The organism is Methylobacterium sp. E-046 (assembly GCF_022829625.1).
In the GTDB taxonomy this organism is placed as follows: Bacteria; Pseudomonadota; Alphaproteobacteria; order Rhizobiales; family Beijerinckiaceae; genus Methylobacterium; species Methylobacterium longum.
Map to the genome: position 1 here is coordinate 1 of NZ_JAKSYP010000074.1, position 15,613 is coordinate 15,613.

10 protein-coding genes are annotated in these 15,613 nt (G+C 70.7%); 3 read left to right on the plus strand and 7 right to left on the minus strand.

Annotation, left to right across the window (positions count from 1 at the left end; genetic code table 11):
- The 6 genes from MKK82_RS05290 to MKK82_RS05315 all read right to left on the minus strand — a co-directional run.
- A partial coding sequence (locus MKK82_RS05290) for a hybrid sensor histidine kinase/response regulator (RefSeq protein ID WP_243984846.1) occupies positions 1 to 1,859 on the minus strand: 1,859 nt, incomplete at its 3' end.
- Between the two features lie 254 nt (positions 1,860 to 2,113).
- Positions 2,114 to 5,269: a DNA polymerase I gene (gene polA / locus MKK82_RS05295; protein WP_238287715.1), complete on the minus strand. Its 3,156-nt coding sequence runs from the start codon at positions 5,267 to 5,269 to the stop codon at positions 2,114 to 2,116.
- A gap of 21 nt (positions 5,270 to 5,290) precedes the next feature.
- The gene (locus MKK82_RS05300; RefSeq protein ID WP_238287716.1) at positions 5,291 to 5,689 is read right to left on the minus strand and encodes a hypothetical protein; all 399 of its coding nucleotides are present in this window, start codon (positions 5,687 to 5,689) and stop codon (positions 5,291 to 5,293) included.
- Between the two features lie 220 nt (positions 5,690 to 5,909).
- Positions 5,910 to 7,415, minus strand: a complete 1,506-nt coding sequence (locus tag MKK82_RS05305) for a UdgX family uracil-DNA binding protein (RefSeq protein WP_238287718.1) — start codon at positions 7,413 to 7,415, stop codon at positions 5,910 to 5,912.
- Positions 7,415 to 8,626, minus strand: a complete 1,212-nt coding sequence (locus tag MKK82_RS05310; RefSeq protein WP_238287719.1) for a putative DNA modification/repair radical SAM protein — start codon at positions 8,624 to 8,626, stop codon at positions 7,415 to 7,417. The genes MKK82_RS05305 and MKK82_RS05310 overlap by 1 nt, the downstream gene beginning before the upstream one ends.
- A gap of 76 nt (positions 8,627 to 8,702) precedes the next feature.
- Entirely contained in the window at positions 8,703 to 9,242 is a 540-nt protein-coding gene (locus MKK82_RS05315) for a regulatory protein RecX (RefSeq protein ID WP_238287720.1), read from the minus strand.
- A gap of 224 nt (positions 9,243 to 9,466) precedes the next feature.
- Here MKK82_RS05315 and MKK82_RS05320 point away from each other — a divergent pair, with 224 nt between their 5' ends.
- The 3 genes from MKK82_RS05320 to grpE all read left to right on the plus strand — a co-directional run bounded on the left by MKK82_RS05320 (position 9,467) and on the right by grpE (position 14,481).
- The gene (locus MKK82_RS05320) at positions 9,467 to 10,891 is read left to right on the plus strand and encodes a TAXI family TRAP transporter solute-binding subunit (RefSeq protein ID WP_238287721.1); all 1,425 of its coding nucleotides are present in this window, start codon (positions 9,467 to 9,469) and stop codon (positions 10,889 to 10,891) included.
- Between the two features lie 78 nt (positions 10,892 to 10,969).
- Positions 10,970 to 13,762 (plus strand): [protein-PII] uridylyltransferase, encoded by a 2,793-nt coding sequence (locus MKK82_RS05325; protein ID WP_238287944.1) that lies wholly within the window; start codon positions 10,970 to 10,972, stop codon positions 13,760 to 13,762.
- A 104-nt stretch (positions 13,763 to 13,866) separates the two neighbouring features.
- Positions 13,867 to 14,481: a nucleotide exchange factor GrpE gene (grpE, locus tag MKK82_RS05330; protein ID WP_238287723.1), complete on the plus strand. Its 615-nt coding sequence runs from the start codon at positions 13,867 to 13,869 to the stop codon at positions 14,479 to 14,481.
- 18 nt (positions 14,482 to 14,499) lie between these two features.
- On the opposite strand, the gene MKK82_RS05335 is transcribed toward grpE, so the two are convergent.
- A complete protein-coding gene (locus MKK82_RS05335) occupies positions 14,500 to 14,877 on the minus strand; it encodes a hypothetical protein (protein WP_238287725.1) in 378 nt (125 codons plus the stop codon).
- Positions 14,878 to 15,613 lie beyond the last annotated feature (736 nt).

Consider the following 15,613-nt stretch of genomic DNA (forward strand, 5'->3'; position numbering starts at 1 on the left):
ATGCGCACGTCCGATTGCAGCACCTTCAGCCCGGCGACGCTGTCGGCGGCCTCGATCGCCGTGTAGCCGAGATCCTCCAGCACCTCGGTGACCAGCATCCGCACGGACGGCTCGTCGTCCACGATCAGGACCGTCTCGCCCGGGGTCGCCCGCGGCGGCGCGAACCGGGCGGCGTGCGGATCCTCCGCCACGACCGCCCCGCGGTGGCGCGGCAGGTAGAGGCAGACGGTCGTGCCCTGGCCGACCTCCGAGTGGATCCGCACCTGCCCGCCGGATTGCTGGACGAAGCCGTAGATCATCGAGAGGCCGAGGCCGGTGCCCTGGCCCAGCGGCTTGGTGGTGAAGAAGGGCTCGAACACCTTCTCAATGACCTCGGGGGGCATGCCGGTGCCGGTGTCGGTCACGCTGAGCGAGAGGTACTGGCCCGGTGGCATGTCGTGGCGCCGCGCGGCGCGCGCGTCGAGCCAGGCGTTGGCGGTCTGAATCGCGATCCGGCCGCCCTCCGGCATGGCGTCCCGGGCGTTGATGCAGAGGTTGAGCAGCGCGTTCTCGAGCTGCGGCGGATCGACCAGCGCCGGCCAGAGACCGGCGGCGCCCGCGACCTCGACCTGCACCGCGGGCCCGACGGTGCGCCGGATCAGGTCTTCCATGCCGGCGACCAGCCGGTTCACGTCCGTGGGCTTCGGGTCGAGGGTCTGACGCCGCGAGAAGGCGAGCAGCCGGTGGGTCAGGGCCGCAGCCCGCTTCGAGGCGCCCTGCGCGGCCGCGATGTAACGGTCGACATCGGCCACGCGGCCCTGGCTCAGCCGGGTCTGGATCAGCTCCAGCGAGCCGGAGATGCCGGCGAGCAGGTTGTTGAAGTCGTGCGCGAGGCCGCCGGTGAGCTGGCCGACCGCCTCCATCTTCTGCGACTGCCGCAAGGCCTCCTCGGCGGCCGCCAGGGCATCGGCACGCTCACGCTCGACGGTGAAGTCGCGGCCGACCGCGTTGATGATCCCGTCGCCGGGCCGCGCCGCCCAGCTGATCCAGCGGTAGCTGCCGTCCCGGTGGCGATAGCGGTTGTCGAAGCGGGCGAGGCTCGCGCCCGCGGTCAGCTGCTGCGCGCCCTCGAACGTGCGGGTCAGGTCGTCCGGGTGGACCACGTCGATCAGCTTCGTCCCGACGAGTTCGTCCGGGCGCCAGCCCAGCACCTCGGTCCAGGCGGGATTCACCGCGGTGATCGTCCCGTCGAACAGGCAGCGCAGCATCAGGTCGGAGGACAGCGTCCAGACGGCGTTGCGGTCGGCGGTGCGCTCCCCGACCTGCTGCGCCAGGGTGGCGTTGAGGTTGCGCAGGTCCCCCAGGGCCGCCTCCAGGGCGACCTGGCTTTCCGTGAGGGCGGCGTCGGCGAGCACCCGGCCGGTGGTCTCGTTGGTGAGGATGAACAGCCCCGCGACCTGCCCGGCCGCATCGAGGACCCGCGAGTACGAGAAGGTCCACCACGTCTCCTGCGCGCCCCGGTCGGTGTCGAGCTGCCAGGGCAGATCGACGAAGCGCTCCGGGCGACCTTGCAAGGCGGCGTCGATGATCGGCTTGGCCTGCGACCAGGCATCGGCCCAGACGACGTCGAACCGCTCGCCCATGGCCCAGGACAGGCGCGGCCCCAGCAGAGGGAAGTAGGTGTCGTTGAAGAAGAAATGGAGATCGGGCCCCCAGGCCAGGATCATCGATTCCGGCGAGTTCAGCACGAGGGACAGGGCCGCGCGGAACTCCGCCGGCCAGCTTTCCGGAGCGCCGAGGGGATGGCCGGACCAGTCGCGCGCCCGGATCATCCGCGCGGCCTCGCCGCCGCCAGCGAGGAAGGAGAGGGGATCGGTCACGGGCTAGGCGCGGTGCGGGTCATCAGCCGCACGCGTATGACCGCCTTCGGCGTCAACTCCAAGCCTGCCGGGAGCCCGGCGGTGTCGAAGCGCCGCAGGGCTTCCGGTCACGGGCGGGCGAGCGCCGCCGGCGCTGCGAGCGGGCCCAGCACCCCGGGGCGACGGCAGACCGGCGAATCCGGCGAACGAAGCGCCTCCCGGATCGCTCCGCTCGCCGAGGCTGACCGGGTCGGACGAACTGCGGCCCGCGCCTGTCAGTGCGCTTCCTGCCAGTTTCCCGCCGCCTTGGCCTCCACGACCAGCGGCACCTTGAGCGTCAGGGCCGGCGCCGGGGCCTCCTCCATCACGCTGCGGATGACCGGAATCGCGGCGTCGACCTCGTCCTCGGCGGCCTCGAACACCAATTCGTCGTGGACCTGCAGCAGCATGCGGGCCTTGATGCGTTTCGCGGCCAAAACTGTCTCCATCCGCGTCATCGCCCGGCGGATGATGTCGGCGGCCGAGCCCTGGATCGGCGCGTTGATCGCCTGCCGCTCGACGCTGGCGCGCTCGGACGGGTTGTTGGAGCGGATCTGCGGGTAGTGGCAGACCCGGCCGAACAGGGTGGTCACGTAGCCCTTGTCCCGGCAGCTCCGCTTGGTGGTGTCGATGTAGTCGCGGATCCCCGGGAACTGCTCGAAATACTGCTTGATGAACGCCGAGGCCTCCTCGCGGCCGATGCCGAGCCGGTCGGCCAGCCCGAAGGCCGAGATGCCGTAGATGATGCCGAAATTGATGGTCTTGGCCCGGCGCCGCAGGTCGGGCGTCATCTCTTTCAGCGGCACGCCGAACATCGCCGATGCGGTCGCTGCGTGGATGTCGATGCCGTCCTCGAACGCCTTCCGGAGCTCCGGGATATCGGCCATGTGGGCGAGGAGCCGCAGCTCGATCTGCGAGTAGTCCGCCGAGATCAGCCGGTTGCCGGGCGCGGCCACGAAGGCCCGGCGGATGCGCCGGCCCTCCTCGGTGCGGATCGGGATGTTCTGGAGGTTCGGCTCGGAGGAGGAGAGCCGCCCCGTCGTGGTCGCCGCCAGCGAGAACGAGGTGTGGACCCGCGCGGTCTCCCGGTCGGCATGGGTCTGGAGCGAATCCGTGTAGGTGGATTTCAGCTTCGAGAGCTGCCGCCACTCCAGGATCTTTTTCGGGAGGTCGTGCCCGGCCTGGGCGAGTTCCTCGAGAAGCGTAGCCGGTGTCGCCCACTGGCCGGACGGCGTCTTCTTCGCGCCCGGCAGGCCCATCTTGCCGAACAGGATGTCGCCGATCTGCTTGGGCGAGCCCACCGAGAACTTCTCGCCGGCATCCTCCTGGATCTCCTCCTCCAGGCGGACGAGGATCTGGGAAAAGTCACCGGAGAGGCGGCTCAGCATCTCGCGGTCGACCCGGATGCCGCGCTGCTCCATCCGGGCGATCACCGGCAGCAGCGGCCGCTCCAGGGTCTCGTAGACGGCGACCCGGTGCTCGGCCACGAGGCGCGGCTTCATCATCCGCCACAGGCGCAGCGTCACGTCCGCGTCCTCAGCCGCGTAGGCGGTGGCCTTGTCGATGGCGACGCGGTCGAAGGTCACCTTGTTGCGGCCGGTGCCGGCCACGTCCGAGAAGGTGATCGGCTGGTGGCCGAGGTGGCGGCGCGCCAGCTCGTCCATGCCGTGGCCACCCTTGCCGGCGTCGAGCACGTAGGAGATCAGCATCGTGTCGTCGAAGGGCGCGATCTCGATGCCGTAGCGGGCGAGCACCACCCAATCGTATTTCAGGTTCTGGCCGACCTTCAGGACGCCGGGATTCTCCAGCAGCGGCTTCAGCCGGGCGATGGCGTCCTTCAGCGGGATCTGTCCCGGCACCGGCTCGGCCACGTCGGAGGCCGCGGCGCCCTCGCCGAACAGGTCGGTGGCGTCGGCCTGGACCTTGGCGGCCTGCACGTGGGCCAGCGGGATGTAGCAGGCCCGGCCGGTCGCCACCGCCAGCGAGACGCCGACGAGGCCGGCCTTGTGGGCGTCCAGGGCGTCGGTCTCGGTATCGACCGCGATCACCCCGGCCTCCTCAGCCTCGGCGATCCACGCATCGAGCTGCTCCAGCGACGCGACGGTCTCGTAGGCGGCGGTGTCGAACGGCGCGACCGACTCCGCGGCCCGGGCGGCCACCACGTTGCCGGGCGTCGCTTCGACGGGTGCCCGGGGCTTGGCCGGCGCGTCGGGCAGGTCGAGATCGGCGAAGGGGTCGATCTCGCCGCCCTCGGGCGGGGCGGCGCCCGGCGGGCGCTCAGGCCCGGCCGCCGCGGTCTCGGGATCGGGCGGCACGGAATCGCCGAAGAACGGCACCGCGTCGCTGCCGCCCGCGCCGTTGCCGTAGCCGTGCGGCCTGGCCCCCGGCAGGAGCCGCGGATCGGGCTTCACCGCCTCGGGATCGACGTGCAGCATCTGGGCGATGCGGCGCGTGAGCGTGTTGAACTCCATCGCCTTCAGGAAGCCGACGAGCTTCTCCGGATCGGGCTTGGGCACGCCGAGATCGTCGAGGTCCACCGGGACCGGCACATCCTCCATCAGCGCGACCAGTTTTCGCGAGAGCTTGGCCTGATCGACGTTGGCCAACAGGGTCTCGCGGCGCTTGGGCTGCTTGATCTCGCCCGCCCGATCCAGCAGCGCCTCCAGGCTGCCGAACTCCTTGATCAGGGCCGCCGCGGTCTTCAGGCCGATGCCGGGCACCCCCGGCACGTTGTCGGAGGTGTCGCCGATCAGCGCCAGGGCGTCGCCGATCTGGTTCGGTTGGAGGCCCTCCCATTTGGCGATGATCGCCTCGACGTCGAGGTTGCGCTCGGGCCGGTAGCCGGCCTTGCCCTTGGCGCCGGATTCGAAATCGTAGAACCGCACCTGCGGCCCGACGAGCTGCATCAGGTCCTTGTCGGAGGAGACGATGATGACGCCCGCGCCCCGCGCCTCGGCCTGGCGGGTGTAGGTGGCGATCAGGTCGTCGGCCTCGTAGCGCTCCAGCTCCACCGCGTGCAGGCCGAAGGCGCGCACCGCGTCGCGCATCAGCGGCATCTGCCGCTTCAGGTCGTCGGGCGCGTCGGGGCGATGACCCTTGTAATCCGGGAACATCTCCTTGCGGAACGAGCCCTCGGACTTGTCGAAGACGATGCCGAGATGGGTCGGCATCGTACCGGCCGCGCCCTCCTGCAGGAACTGCGCGATCTTGGTGCAGAACAGCCGCACCGCGCCGGTAGGCAGCCCGTCGGAGGGCCGCGAATTATACTTCTGATCCTGGTTGATCGACTGGAAATAGGCCCGGAAGATGAAGGAGGAGCCGTCGACCAGGATCACCTGATCGCCGGGGCCGACGGGCTTGGTCTCGGGGCTCGACGCGGTCTCAGGCTTCATGGGCGCAGGCGTCTCGGGCGGTCAAGGAGCGGGCTCGCGGTCCAGCTCGGCGCGGCAGGCCGCGACGAGGTCGGCCAAGCGCTCGTGAACGGTCCGCCAGACGTTGTCCAGCATGACCGCGCGATAGCCGTAGCGATAGATGTTCCCGGCGGCGGCGATGTCGCGCCGCGCGATGCCCCGCCATGCCGCGCGAGTGCCGGATGCCAGCCCAACCTGTCGTCCGTCAGATTCCGGCCCGCCGCCGCGAAGATCGCCCGTCAGCGGATCACCGCGCCACCGGTTCGGAGGTCTTCGGCGAACACGTCGACGGTCAGCCCCGCAACGCGGCGCCCTGCGGCCCCGGTCGGCCACGTCGGCCGGCCTCGGGAACAGATCGCCGATGCAACGGCACGGGCCGGCGCATGTGAGGAGATCGCGCACACGCGCCCGATCATTCGCGATCCTCGGGTCGGGCCCACGTTCCGTCCCGCCGTCGCCCCGCGCGACCGAGCCGGAGGGGGTCGCATGGTGGACGCCCCGGCGGCGGAGTTCCGCCCCGACTGTACGGCGGATGTCGATGGCGACGTGCCCATCCGGGGATCCGGCCGCGCGGGGAATCGGCAGCCGCAGCGTACCGGGGACGGGCCGCGGCCGCGCGGGATCATGCGGCGAGTTCGCGCCTCAGGTCTTCCACCCGACGCAGGTCCTCCACGAAGGCCGCGTAGGCGTCCGCCTTCGCCTCGTCCGGGAGGCGCAGGAGGTAGGACGGGTGCACGGTGATGAAGCCTTGAAAGCGGTTGTCGTGCCGATCGAAGCGGAACGGCCCGCGCGCCCGGGTGATCGGGATCGCCTTGCCGGTCAACGCCAGGACGGCGGTCGCGCCGAGGGCGACGACGAGCTTGGGCCCCACGAACTCCAACTCCCGATCGAGCCACCAGCGATAGTGGCTGACCTCGCCGGCCGTCGGCTTCTGGTGGATGCGGCGCTTGCCGCGCTCCTCGAACTTGAAGTGCTTGACCGCATTGGTCAGGTAGCTCGCGCCACGGTCGATCCCCGCTTCCGCCATGGCGCGGGACAGGAGTTGCCCCGCCGGCCCCACGAAGGGGCGGCCCTGCCGGTCCTCCTGGTCGCCGGGCTGCTCGCCCACGAAGGCGACCGTGGCGCCGACCGGCCCTTCTCCGAGCACGGCCTGGGTCGCGCCCGGCACCAGCGGCTCGGTGCGCCGGATGATGGCGTTCAACTCGTCGAGGGTCTTGGGATCCTGGTCGGCCATCGCGGCGACGGCCCGGGCGGGTTCGCGGCGTGTGGGCATGGTCGGCTCCCTCTCGATCATCGCTTCGGTGCGCCCCGCGGCGGCCCGCACCAGGGCGGGGATGGCGGCGGTCTCGGGCATGTTGCGCCAGTACTTCTTGGGCATCTCGGCCCGCATGGCCTTCAGGTTGGTCCGGGCCGGGTTGAACGTGCTCTCGTAATAGGTCTGCCAGCCGGCCTCGAAGCCGTCGCCCTCCGGAAGCTGGGCGCGGTCGCCGGGCGGGCCGAAGGCGAGGGTCTCGGTGTCCCAGTGGGCCGACCCCTCCGGGGTCAGGATCGACCAGCGCATCCCGCGGAAGCGGGCGACGAAGAACGGCGCCGCGGCCTCCAGGATGTGGTGATCGGGCTCGAACCACGCGACGTAGCGCTCGCCTCCGCGGTCCTCCGCGCGGCGGAAGCGCAGGAAGGCGTGCATCTTGTGAAGGTCGCGCCCGATCGCCTTTGCCATCCGGTGCAGGCGGTGCACCAGCGGATCGCTGCCGACCTCCATCAGGTGCCGCTCGCCCTGGCAGACCCGCCAGACCAGGGCGTAGAGCAGGCCGTAGCGCTCCGGATCACGATGCGGGATGACCTGCGGGATGAGCGCGGCGACGGGCTTCGGCAGGACGAGCGGCGTGCCGGGAGCCTGCTCCGCGTCGGCGCCGAAGAGGCCGGGCGAATCCGTCACCGACCAAGTCACCGACTCCGGCGGCACGTCCTGGGCGACGAGGCTCCGGACGGCGGTGCGGAACCCGTCGAGGTCGGCTCCCGGGCGCAGGAGGATGGCGCGCGGCCGATGCGGATCCCCTCCCCCGCTGCCGCGCAGGGTACCGTGCCCCCCGGAGGGACGAGGGAGGGGCGAGGTCCCGATCCCCATCAGAACAAGCTCAGCTGCTTGGCCGGCTCGGCCAGCCGCGTGCGCAGGTCGAGCCGATCGGTGAGCCCGACCGGTCGGTGATCGGCGGCGACGAGGAACGGCCGCGCCCGCTTCAGCCCCGAGGTGAGCCGCGCGACGTCGTCGAGGCGCAGGGTCGCGTGGCGGCGTGCCTGGACGATCTTGTCCACCGCCCGGGCGCCGAGCCCCGGCACCCGCAGCAGCCATTCCCGATCAGCCTTGTTCACGTCCACCGGGAACTTGTCCCGGTGCTTCAGGGCCCAGGCGAGCTTCGGGTCGATGTCGAGGGCGAGCATGCCGTCCTCGGAGGCGTCGGCGACCTCGTCGGGGGTGAACTCGTAGTACCGCAGCAGCCAGTCGGCCTGGTACAGCCGGTGCTCGCGCTGGAGCGGCGGCGGCTTCGGCGGCAGGATCGCCGAGCCGTCCGGGATCGGGCTGAAGGCCGAGTAGTAGACGCGCTTCAGGCCGACGCTGCCGTAGAGCAGCGCGCTCTTGCGGATCAGCGCCTCATCGGTGGTGGCATCCGCCCCGACGATCACCTGCGTCGAGTGGCCAGCGGGCGAGAAGCGGCGCTTCTCGGCCTTCGCCTGCACGATGCGCTCGCCGATCTGCGCCATCGCGCCCTGGATCGCGGCACCATCCTTCTCGGGGGCGAGGCGTTCCAGGCTCGCCTCGGTGGGCAGCTCGACGTTGATCGACAGCCGGTCGGCGTAGAGGCCGGCCTCCTCGATCAGCCAGGGGCTCGCCTCGGGGATCGACTTGAGGTGGATGTAGCCGGCGAAGCCGTGGTCGCGCCGGAGCGACTTCGCCACCCGGGTGAGCAGCTCCATCGTGTGGTCCGGCGACTTGATGATGCCCGAGGAGAGGAACAGGCCCTCGATGTAGTTCCGCCGATAGAAGTTCAGGGTGAGGTTCACGACCTCCTCGACGGTGAACTTCGCCCGCCGCACGTTCGACGAGCGCCGGTTGACGCAGTAGGCGCAGTCGAACAGGCACCAGTTGGTCAGCAGGATCTTGAGCAGCGACACGCAGCGCCCGTCCGGCGTGTAGGCATGGCAGATCCCGGCCCCGGTGGTCGAACCGAGCCCGTCCTTGCCGGCCGCCCGCTTGGGCGCCGCCGAGGAGGCGCAGGATGCATCGTACTTGGCGGCATCCGCGAGGATGCGCAGCTTCTTGGCCAGGGTCTCGTCCATCGAACAGACAATGAACGACAGACGCGAAGGTGCAAGGCCACCCCGTCATTCACCCCGGGCCGCGATGCCGCACCCGTCATGCCGGCGGGTCGGGCTCCCCGTCCGGCTCCGCGTCGACGATCCGCCGCGCGAGGGCGTAGGAGAATCCCGCCCGCGCCAGCGCCGCGAGGTCCCGGTCGCGATAGGCGTCCCGCTGTTCCGGCCGGCGATGCGGCCCGAGGCGTCGCCGCTTGGCGTAGGCCCGTGCGGCCTGCACCTCGATCGCCTCCGCCTCCCCGTCCGGGAGGGCCTCGCGTTCCGCCAGCATCGCGGCCTCGACCACGTCGCGGGGGACGCCCTTGGCGGCGAGCTTGGCCGAGACGCCGCGGCTCGACGTGCCGCGGCGGCGCAGGGTGGCGAGGCGGGTATCGGCGAAGCGCGCGTCGTCGACGAGGCCGGCCGACACCGCGCGCGCCACGGTCGCGGTGACGAGATCCGCGAACGCTTCGGGCTCCTCCCCCCGCGCGCGGGCCCGCTTCTGCACGCGCCGCGCGAGGGTCCGGCGCAGCATCTCCGTGGAGGCGCTGTACCGCTCCAGATAGTGAAGCGCGGCCCGTTCGAGCCAAGCCGGGCTCACCGGGCCGGATGGTTTGACCTCCCGGTCGCGGCGCTCTGGCGCAGATCCTGCAACGTTTGGAGGTTTCACCGGTTCTTCACGATCTCGACAGGTTTGCGTTTCATGACTTGGGTATGGAACGCGCGCAACGCGACAGGCTCGGCCATGGCCCGAACCACCGTTCTTCGTCCGATCGCCCGCAGGACCGGGGGCGGAGGCGCCTGCATGCCGCGGCGGCATCCCTGATGCGCCGCGAGTGGCTCCTGGTCCTGGTGGCCCTGGGGCTGGCCGCCGCCGCGGCCGGGATCGTCTACCTGTCGCGTCCGAACACCCTCACGGTGGCGGTGGGTCCCCAGGACGGGCCCGAGGCCGCGCTGATCGAAGCCTACGCCAACGCCCTGGACCGGGCACGGGAGGACGTGCGCCTCAAGGTCGTCCGCTACGGCGACGTGCGCGACAGCGCCCTGGCGCTGCAGCGGAACAAAGCCGACCTCGCCGTCGTCCGGCCGGACGTGCTCCTGCCCGAGAACGGCCTGACCCTGGCGATCCTCCACGACGAGGCCCTGATCATCGCGGCGCCCGAAGCGGCCGATATCGACGACATCCCCGCGCTGGCGCGCAAGCGCCTCGGCATCGTCGTACGCCACGGCGCCGACCTGCCGTTCCTCACGAACCTGCTGTCCTTCTACGACCTCGTGCCGGACCATTCGGATGCGGAGGCACCGGGAGACCGTCAAAACGCCGAAGGCGAGGCCGCGGCCGGCCATGTCGCCGTGGTGCCTCTGAAGATCGGCGACGTGACGGCGGCGCTCACCGAGAAGCGCGTCGACGCGGTCGCGGTGATCGGCAGCCCCGCCTCGAAGACCGCGGCCGCGATGGTGCATGCCGTCGAACTGGGTTCTCCGGAGCGGAAGATCGGCTTCGTGTCGGTTCCGGACGGCGACGCGATCCTGCAGCGCTTCCCCGAACTGCAGGCGGTGACCATCCCGGCCGGCACCTTCGGCGGGCGCCCGAAGCGCCCCGACGAGGAGGTCAAGACGGTGGGAGCGTCCTACCGCCTGATGGCGCGGGGCACGGTGAGCCGGGTCGCGGTGGCCTCGGCGACGCAGCACCTGTTCGAGTGGCGCTCGCGGCTCGCCTCGGCGGCACCGGTCGCGAAGCTGATGAAGGCCCCCGATTTCGACACGACGGTAGCGGCGACCTCCGCGCGCCTGCCGAACCACCCCGGAGCGGTGGACTACTTCGAGCGCGAGCAGCAGACCTTCCTCGATCGCTACGAGGATTACATTTACCTGTTCGCCTTCTTCGGCGGCACGATCGGCTCCGGCTTCGCCTGGATCGGGCAGAGGCTCGCCCGCAAGCGGCGGGAGCGCGTCGACTTCGTCCTCGACCGCCTGCTCGACATCCTGCGCGAGGTGCGCACCGCGACGAGCAGCGCCGAGCTCGATGCCCTCGCGCTCGAGACGGATGGGCTCGTGGCCGACGTGGTCTGCTACGCCCGCGAGCGCAGCATCGACGCCCGCACGGTGAGCGCCCTGATCCTGGCGGTGGACGGGGTCCACGCGGCGATCGCCGATGCGCGGCGGCAGACCAGCGAGGCCGAGCCCCGGTCCGCCAAGCGCAACCGGACGGCGCGGTTACTGGCCCTCGACCTACCGGCAGCGGAATAGTGATCGGTTCCGACGCCCGCGACTCGGAGCGGGGGACCGCATGGCTGGCGGCGTAGGCATATCATGCTAACGGGAGCCATGTACGATCCCGTCGCCGCCCTCGCCACGGTCCTGGAGAATCTCGACCGCGAGGCCCGCGAGCCCACCAAGCTCCGGGCCGCGCTGGTGCCGCAGCTGCGCCGGGTCATCGAGGAGGGCCACCGCGCCGCCGAGGCCCAGCTCCTGGAAGACCGCAACGGTCTGCGCTGCGCCCAGGCCCTCTCGGCCCTCACGGATGCCGTCGTGCGGGCCATCCACGACGCCGTGGTCTGGCGGCTCTATCCCAACGACAACCCCACCACCGGCGAGCAGCTCGCCGTGGTCGCCACCGGCGGCTACGGCCGGGGCACCATGGCGCCGGGCTCGGACATCGATCTGCTGTTCCTGCTCCCCTACAAGCAGACCGCGTGGTCGGAGAGCGTCGTGGAGGGCATGCTCTACGTCCTCTGGGACCTCAAGCTGAAGGTCGGCCATGCCACGCGCTCCGTCGAGGAGTGCATGCGCGAGGCGCGCGCCGACATGACGATCCGCACGTCCCTGCTGGAGGCGCGGTACCTGTTCGGCACGCGGGTCCTCTACGAGGAACTGGTGACGCGCTTCGACGCCGAACTGGTGGTCGGTTCGGCCTCCGAGTTCGTGGACGCGAAGCTGCGCGAGCGCGACCTGCGCGTCTCCAAGGCCGGAACCTCGCGCTACCTCGTCGAGCCCAACGTCAAGGACGGCAAGGGCGGCCTGCGGGATCTGAACACGCTGTTCTGGATCGCCAAGTACACCTATCGGGTGCGCGACCAGATCGAACTCGTCAGCGCCGGGCTGTTCACGCCGGAGGAGTACGCGCTGTTCGAGCGCTGCGAGGAATTCCTGTGGCGGGTCCGCTGCCACATGCACTTCGCGACGAAGCGCGCGGAGGAACGCCTGTCCTTCGGCCTGCAGCCGCGGATCGCCGAGCGCTTCGGCTACGAATCCCGGGGCGGGCTCTCGGGCGTCGAGCGGTTCATGAAGGCTTATTTCCGCATCGCCAAGGATGTCGGCGACCTGACCGCCATCGTGTGCGCGGAGCTGGAGGCGCGGCACGCCAAACGCACCCCGGTGCTCGATCGCTGGATCGGGCGGTTCCGCGACCGCTTCCGCGCCACCGCCATGGAGGCGGAGGATTTCTGGATCGATCACGGCCGGGTGAACCTGCGGGCGGAGGACGCCTTCGAGCGCGATCCGGTCAACCTGATCCGCCTGTTCTGGCTCGCGGACCGGCACAACCTCGCGATCCATCCCGACGCCAAGCGGCTGGCGAGCCGGTCCCTGCGCCTCGTCAACCCGTCGCTGCGCGGGGATTCGGAGGCCAACCGCCTGTTCCTCGACATCCTCACCTCCCGGAACGCCCCCGAGGAGGCGTTGCGCGAGATGAACGAGGCGGGGGTGCTCGGCCGCTTTATTCCGGATTTCGGCCGCATCGTCGCGATGATGCAGTTCAACATGTACCACCACTTCACGGTGGACGAGCACCTGCTGCGCACGATCGGCGTCCTGGCCGACATCGAATCCGGCCGCAGCCAGGAGACTTATCCGCTGGTCTCGCGCCTCGTGCACACGATCCACAACCGCACGGCGCTCTACGTCGCGATCCTCCTGCACGACATCGCCAAGGGCCGGCCGGAAGACCACTCGATCGCCGGCGCCGCCATCGCCGAGAAGCTGTGCCCTCGCTTCGGCCTGAACCAGGCCGAGACCGAGACCGTGTGCTGGCTCGTCGAGCATCACCTGCTGATGTCGATGACCGCGCAGAGCCGCGATCTCTCCGACGCGAAGACGATCGAGCGCTTCGCCGCGAGCGTGCAGAGCCTGGAACGGTTGAAGCTCCTGACCATCCTCACGGTCGCCGACATCACGGCGGTGGGTCCCGGGGTCTGGACGGCCTGGAAGGGCACTCTGGTCCGCACCCTCTACGACGAGACCGAGGTCTATCTGTCCGGCGGTCATTCCGAGATCGCCCGCACCGACCGGGTTCGCCTCGTCCAGATGAGCCTGCGCGAGCAGCTGCCCGGCTGGGCGTCGGAGGAGTTCGACGCCTACGCGGCGCGCCATGGCCAGGCCTACTGGCTGAAGGTCGACACGACGCGGCAGCTCAAGAACGCGCAGTTCCTGCGCAATGCGGTCCGCGACGGCCGCACCAGCGCCACCGACGTGGCGCTGGACCCGGTGCGCGGCGTCACCGAGATCACGATCTACTCGCCGGACCACCCGCGCCTGCTCGCCATCATCACCGGAGCCTGCGCGGCGGCGGGCAGCAACATCGTCGACGCGCAGATCTTCACGACCACGGACGGGTTTGCCCTCGACACGATCTTCATCTCCCGCGCCTTCGAGCGCGACGAGGACGAGCAGCGCCGGACCAAGCGCGTGACGGCGGCGATCGAGCGCGCCCTGAAGGGCGAGATCCGCATCGCCGATCTCGTCGCCGACAAGCACCCTTCCACCAGCGCGCGGGCGAAGACCTTCCCGGTGCCCCCGGACGTGATCATCGACAACGCCCTGTCGAGCCGGGAAACCGTCGTGGAGGTCACGGGCCTCGACCGGCCCGGCCTGCTCTACGAGCTGACCTCCGCCTTCGGCCGGCTGTCGCTGAACATCACCTCGGCGCATGTGGCGACCTTCGGCGAGCGGGCGGTCGACGTCTTCTACGTCACCGACCTCACCGGCACGCGGGTGACGCAGCCCGACCGGCAGGCGGCGATCCGCGGGGCCGTGATGGAGGTCTTCGCCGGTGACGTCGCCGCCCTCAAGGCCGAAGGGCTCGAAGCCCTCGTCGCGGCGCCGCCGCCGCGCGAAGCGTGACGGGCGGGTTGATTTCGCAAGCCCGGGGCCAGATATCAGCGCCGGTCCCGAAGGCCCCCGAACCACCCCGTTCCGACGACTGAATCGCGATGACGAGCAACGACATGCCCCAGGATGACCAGCGCCAGACGACGGTCGAAGCCGGCGCCGGCGCTTCGCAGGACACGGCGCCGAACGGCCAGGGCGCTGAAGCGTCTTCCGTCGATCCGATCGCCGAGACCCTCGCCCTGCTCACGGCCGAGCGCGACGAGTTGAAGGACCGCACGCTGCGCACCCTCGCCGAGATGGAGAACCTGCGCCGCCGGACGGAGCGCGAGGTGGCGGATGCCCGCGCCTACGCGGTGACGAACTTCGCCCGCGACGTCCTCAACGTCGCCGACAACATCCGCCGCGCCCTCGACAGCGTTCCGGCCGACGCGAAGGCGACGGCCGACGGTGCGCTGAAGGGCCTGATCGACGGGATCGAACTCACCGAGCGCGACCTCGGCAAGACCCTCGAGCGCCACGGCGTGAAGATCGTCGAGCCGGAAGGTCAGAAGTTCGATCCGAACCGCCATCAGGCGATGTTCGAGGTCCCGAACCCGGAAGTGCCGGCCGGCACCGTCGTGCAGGTCGTGCAGGCGGGCTACGTCATCGGCGAGCGTGTCCTGCGCCCGGCCCTGGTCGGCGTGGCCAAGGGTGGCCCGAAGGCCGCTGCCAACCCGGCCGACGCCGCCTGACGACCGCGTCGGCGCGCCCTACTGGCAGGGCATCGTCGAGGCGAAGTCGGAGATGAACTGCGCCGTCTGCCGCGTTCGGGCAGGCGTGCGCGGGTCGCGCGCCACGATCCCCGCCTCGACCTGAAGACGCCGGTGGCAGGCGCAGGCGGTCAGGATCCCCGAATTCGGATCGGTCGAGCAGGCGTCATGGTGCGCGCAGGCCAAATCCAGCGCGTCGATCGGTCCGTAGTCGGGACCCCGGTTTCCCGGCCCGCAGAAGTTTCCGTGGATCAGGAAGGCGCCCCGGCCGGACGGCCCGGGCGGGACGATCTCCTGTGCCCGTGCGGGTGCGTGGCACGCCAGGAACGCGAGGACGAGAATCGCCGTCGTGGCGCGGGTCGGTCTGGGAGCGTTCACGACCGGTCCTGTCGGAGAGACCTCCTGAGCCGCACGGGCGAACCCCCGCGGCATCCGGAACCGGCGATCCCCCCGCCGGTCGCGGAGGGGCGCGAGCGGTCGGCCGAATCTGGGTGCCGAACACCCGGGATAGCAACGCAGCCTGATTGAGCCGTCAAGCTCCGACATACCCGATAGTGTCTAAAATCGGTAATCCGCACCGGAGCGCACCACAGCGAAACGCAAATTCTGTTTGCCGGCACTGCAATACAGCGGTGCGGCGGCGTTGTAGTATATCGTTCCTGTGAAGCCGCGGCCGGGGTGGACATACAACGCTTGGACTTTGCCGAAGAGCCTTCCGGCGGCGGCGCACTCGACGCCGCCGCCCGGCGCGTGACTGGTCCCGTCCGTTCCGGGCAGAGCGAAGGGGGAGGCCGGTGCGCGGGACCCGTGGGAGCCGCCATGGACGCCGCCGGACCGGCCGGCCCCGTCACGGCGCCGTCGGTCGGGTCCCTGTAGCCCTGGTCCAGGCCGGCCTTGGGCCCGTCCGGCCGAGGACCGGCGGCGAAGGCCGGCGCGGCGCCATCACCTTCGTTGCCGCGAGGCGCACGAAACCATCCCGCCGGACGAGCCCAGCGATGACGCGCTGCCGGGCCACCCCCGCCGCGCGCCGGGACGCCCTATCTGCGGCCTCGGGGAGCCGCTCTCGGGCACATGTCAGGACGCGTTCCTGAACGGTGTCGGGAAGAAGCGGGCT

Bases quoted from the DNA above. Each gene is read 5' to 3' on its own strand.
- MKK82_RS05305 (WP_238287718.1), bottom strand. From the start codon at position 7,415: ATGGGGATCGGGACCTCGCCCCTCCCTCGTCCCTCCGGGGGGCACGGT.
- MKK82_RS05325 (WP_238287944.1), top strand. From the start codon at position 10,970: ATGTACGATCCCGTCGCCGCCCTCGCCACGGTCCTGGAGAATCTCGAC.
- MKK82_RS05310 (WP_238287719.1), bottom strand. From the start codon at position 8,626: ATGGACGAGACCCTGGCCAAGAAGCTGCGCATCCTCGCGGATGCCGCC.
- polA (WP_238287715.1), bottom strand. From the start codon at position 5,269: ATGAAGCCTGAGACCGCGTCGAGCCCCGAGACCAAGCCCGTCGGCCCC.
- MKK82_RS05320 (WP_238287721.1), top strand. From the start codon at position 9,467: ATGCGCCGCGAGTGGCTCCTGGTCCTGGTGGCCCTGGGGCTGGCCGCC.
- grpE (WP_238287723.1), top strand. From the start codon at position 13,867: ATGCCCCAGGATGACCAGCGCCAGACGACGGTCGAAGCCGGCGCCGGC.